Raw genomic sequence first — 4,329 nt, forward strand, 5'->3', positions numbered from 1 at the left:
TTGTTCATACAACGCGTCTAACGGCATGGATTCACGAAGTGAATCCTTCGCCGACAGACTTTTGCAACAACGCCCGTAAGAGCCGACGAAACCGCTGAGCCGCGCCCGAACGACAGCTTTCACCGGCTCCAGACGTTCGCCAAAATCGAGGCTAGGTCCGGCTTGCGGACAAACCCGCCATCGTCTGTCGGGCGGCTTTTATGGCGGGTTCGCCGAAACTGTAAGCGTTTTGAGACCGTCGGTGGCGGTGTAGCCGGACAGGCAAGCTGCCGCTGTGCGCATCCCGAATTTGAGGCAACTTTGAACAGGCCAGTCCTCGTGGATGCCATGGATCACTCCCGAGGCGAAAGCATCGCCCGCGCCAACCGCGCTGATGATTTCCGCAGTGGGAATTGGTTCTGGAATCGCTGCCAACTGAACGTCGTTTCCGTACCAGACAATACTATTTGGGGAATGGACAATGACGGCCTGCCTCACGCCGCCGGATTTCAACAAGCGTGCCGCTTCCATCATATTCTGGGTGTCTGCTCCGCAAGTCAGCGTCACGCCAGTCGCCTGTTGGGCTTCGAGTTCATTCGCAAATAGGTAGTCAATCGCGGCAAGCGTCCCATTGACGACGTCTCGATACGTGTCTGATTTGAACGACGCGAGATCGACGCAGGTTTGTATATCGTTGGCGCGGATCTCCGCCAGAACTTGAGCAGCTACGGTTTTGCCCGTTGGCAGTATCTCGTCCAGTTTGTCGAGCAAGGTCAAATAGCCGAGATAAAATAATTTGATACCGGAAACTGAAAATGAATCGATATTGATTGAATCCGCATCAAATAAGCTATTGGCACCTCGATGATGAAAAAAAGTACGGCTGTCGCCCTGAACGTTCATGACATGGGTCTGAGAAGTCGTCGCACGCGTCGTCCGCCTCAGACTTTTAATAGGCAACCGAGCCTCGGCACAGAGCCGTACGACCTCGTCGCCCATGGCCCCTGCGCCGATTAGTCCGATTGGAATAATGGGGTAGGAAGCGCCTATGGCTTTGAGGCCCAAAGCAACATTTGCCGGGCCACCGCCAAGGTCGATGTGCTGCGATTCAATAATCGCCAACCCCGATTTCTCGGGCCAGTGCGAAATTGTATGAACGGTGTCTAGAATCCAGTTTCCCGCGCAGGCAATTCCCTTCCTTTTCCTGTCGGGTTGGGCCGTCTGGGGCATGCTTTTATCTCTTGCGAACCGGGTGCGCACCGAAGAATAGCACATCTTGGGCCTCAGCGCCTGCCTCTGGATACGCCGGTCGCGAGAACTAAGGTAGATGGCCCGAGATTTTTGAAGTCGTCTGCTCCGGGCTCGTCCGTGACATATGAGCAAAATGATCAGATGACCTCTGTACGGCGGCAAGCAGCCGTCAGGGCGGACAAATCCGGTGAGCGACGCCCGAACGGCAGCTTCGACCGTCTCCGGACGTTTGCCAATAACGGGGCTACGACCGGCTTGCGGACGAAGCTGCCGCTAACGCCAATCCATACAACTGCAGCTATTGGGCCAGAACAGCCGTTCGACCAAAGAACAGTGACGGGCCGCTTCGAAAGATCAGGATGGTCTGGCGGGTCGTTTTGTCAGTGGCACTCTGCATTTTCCCGTCCGCACCCGTTGAGCCAAAGGATCGTGGTTCCGCGGAGATGGTTATGCCGACGCCCGGGGCACGTTTCCGGGAGGTCCATCTTTGAAGGGTTGGAGCGCCGCCCGGAAGACTTCGTGGATCGGTGTCGGGACGCCATGCTCCCGCCCCAACCGAACCACGTCACCGCTAAGGTAGTCGACTTCTAACCGCTTGCCGGCGTTTAGATCGTCAAGCATCGAGGCATGCATCGTGTCGGGCAGGGTTCCAATAATTTTCCAGGCCTTCTCCACCAGCCCGGTAGGCAGGTCTGGCACCACCGCCCTCCCGACCCGCTCGGTCTCCTCCATCGCGGCGAGGAACAACGCCCGACTGTCCGGGTTGTGCCGCAGCGGGCCGATGTCGAGCCGGGTGAGCGTCGTCAGGCTAGCGAGCGTCGCCTGCGAGATGAACTTCTCCCACAAATCGTGCAGGATGCTCTCCGGTACCACCGCCGTTGCTCCAGCGCCGAGTATCGCGTCGCGGAACTCTTCAATCCGTGCTGTCAACCGCCCATCCACGTCGCCGAACGACAGCGTGTCCCACATGGCCGAGTGGTTGATGACGCCGGGCTCGGGCACGTCAGCGGGAATGCGCGCCACGCCCGGAACAACGCGCTCGGCCCCTATGACAGCGCCCAGCCGCTCATGGGCGCTGACCCCGTTCTGGCAGGTGACCACCATCGTGTCAGTTCCGAGCATCGGTGCGATTGCCTGAGCGCCGGCATCGACATCATAGTTCTTAACCATGAACATGATCACGTCGACAGGCCCCACCGCGCCGGGATCGTCGGTTGCCGCGATTTCGGTGACGTGCAGGTCGCCGTGCGGGCTCAGAATCCGCAGCCCCTTCGAGCGGATCGCCGCGAGATGGGCTCCCCGCGCGATCAGCGTGACCTCGTGCCCCGCCGCCGCCAGGCGTCCTCCGAAGTAGCCTCCCAGCGCCCCCGCGCCCATCACCGCGATCCTCATGCGTCCCTCCAAGATCATCCTGCATCCACGATGCCTATCATAGGTATCGGCTGGCAACAGAGCTTTGCAACGACTGAAGGAAAAGTAGCTTCGCCTAGATTGTGTTGAAAAACTCCGTGTCCCGCCTCGGAAGGTCGGATTGGCAGAACATCTTCCCGAGAAGCGGCCTCTTCGCAAACAACGTTTGCTAAAAGGGAATCTGGGAGAGCAGAATTCCAGATTTTCAACGCCAATTTCGAGTTGCAGAGTTTTTCAACACAATCCCTACAGAGCGGACCTTGGTGCCAAGCGCAGAGAACGGCCGCTCTCCGCCCTGCGCGACAGACGCCGCTGTCTGTGCGAACTGTCACTTTGGGCTCGACGCCGACATCTGACGGTTTTAGTCGGATGACTGGTCTGCCAAGGTAGCCAGTCATCTGCGGCCGTCTGAACGCGGTTTGGGTCGGGAACGACCGCTTCTTACCGGCGGCGGACATAGGTCGGAAATAACCGGATGGCTGAGAAGCGGACAAACCTGCCTTTGGAGCTCGCCGTGTGTTACCCTGCCTTAATCTAAAAACGAAGGCGAACGACTTTGACCGACGAGCCATTTTACAAATCGCATTGGCGCGAAATTGATACGGATCGGATGAAAAGCTACAGGGCGGGCTTCGGTTGGGACGCGGCAGCCGACGAACTCTACAAGGCTGCTCAGATTTTCGATGGCGCGACAGTCGCCGATTTCGGCTGTGGGCCAGGGAAGATCGCCGTTGAACTTGCGAGGCGGGTTGGGCCCAAAGGCAAAGTCCATGCGATCGACATCAATGCCGAGTTTCTCCAGATCGCTCGGGAGAATGCCGCTCAGGCCGGTGTTTCGGATCGCGTAGCGGTGCACCAAAATGAAGGTGTCTCACTGCCGTTTGCAGAGGCCTCACTGGACCGAGTCACCGCGCGCAACACGATCATGTATGTGGATGACCCGGTCGCAACCCTATCAGAGTTCCACAGAGTTCTTAGGCCTGACGGCATCGCCCACGCAATCGATGGCGATTGGTTCTTAATGGCGGCGGAACCAATCGATCATGATCTCTGGCGGTCATTCGTGAAGGCGGCATCACACGCGTGCAAGAATTCGGATATGGGTAGAAGGCTCTACCGCGCGTTCAGAGAGGCTGGTTTCCAGGATTTGGAAGTATCGATCCATGCAAAGGCAGACGTAGATGGTCGCCTTTTGGGCATGATCCGAAACATGTCAAAATATGCTCGTGAGAGCGGCTTGATTGACCTTGGCGACGTGGACTTGGTCGTCGAACAGATCGAACAAGCTTACGCAGATGGAACCTACCTAGTCGTATCCCCGCAGTTCGTCGTTTCAGGCCGGAAGCTGGAACCGAACCGCGCCGGGTTTGCCGGAAGCTGATTTGTCTTAGTTACGCGGCCATGTCTGATCTTTCCAGAGCTGCGTATTAGTTTCCCTCGGCCTCTGCTGGCGGGATGTTTCCTATGGTTTCCAGCAGACGGCGGTTGTTGAACCAATCGACCAGCACTGTCACTGCAACTAGGGGTGGCCGTCAGCATCTTCCGAATGCGTCCTCAGGCCGCCACGATCTCACACCAGTCGTCGGAGGCCCTGGCGTCAGACACGACCGGATTCATGCCGCAACCCCACCCAAATGGATCACGCTCGACATGGACAGTTCGGTCAGCCTGACCCACGGCGCGCAAGAA

3 protein-coding genes are annotated in these 4,329 nt (G+C 58.0%); 1 reads left to right on the forward strand and 2 read right to left on the reverse strand.

Annotated elements, in window-relative coordinates; genetic code table 11:
- Window positions 1-198: 198 nt before the first annotated feature.
- Entirely contained in the window at window positions 199-1,209 is a 1,011-nt protein-coding gene (locus RXV88_RS23190) for a carbohydrate kinase family protein (protein WP_316296088.1), read from the reverse strand.
- Window positions 1,210-1,677: 468 nt separating this feature from the next.
- Window positions 1,678-2,622, reverse strand: a complete 945-nt coding sequence (locus RXV88_RS23195; RefSeq protein WP_316296089.1) for a 2-dehydropantoate 2-reductase — start codon at window positions 2,620-2,622, stop codon at window positions 1,678-1,680.
- Window positions 2,623-3,196: 574 nt separating this feature from the next.
- Here RXV88_RS23195 and RXV88_RS23200 point away from each other — a divergent pair.
- A complete protein-coding gene (locus tag RXV88_RS23200) occupies window positions 3,197-4,021 on the forward strand; it encodes a methyltransferase domain-containing protein (RefSeq protein ID WP_316296090.1) in 825 nt (274 codons plus the stop codon).
- Window positions 4,022-4,329 lie beyond the last annotated feature (308 nt).

The organism is Aestuariicoccus sp. MJ-SS9 (genome assembly GCF_032586235.1).
GTDB lineage: Bacteria > Pseudomonadota > Alphaproteobacteria > Rhodobacterales > Rhodobacteraceae > Aestuariicoccus.

Coding starts and splice junctions, on each gene's coding strand:
- RXV88_RS23195 (WP_316296089.1), bottom strand. CDS start 2,622: ATGAGGATCGCGGTGATGGGCGCGGGGGCGCTGGGAGGCTACTTCGGA.
- RXV88_RS23190 (WP_316296088.1), bottom strand. CDS start 1,209: ATGCCCCAGACGGCCCAACCCGACAGGAAAAGGAAGGGAATTGCCTGC.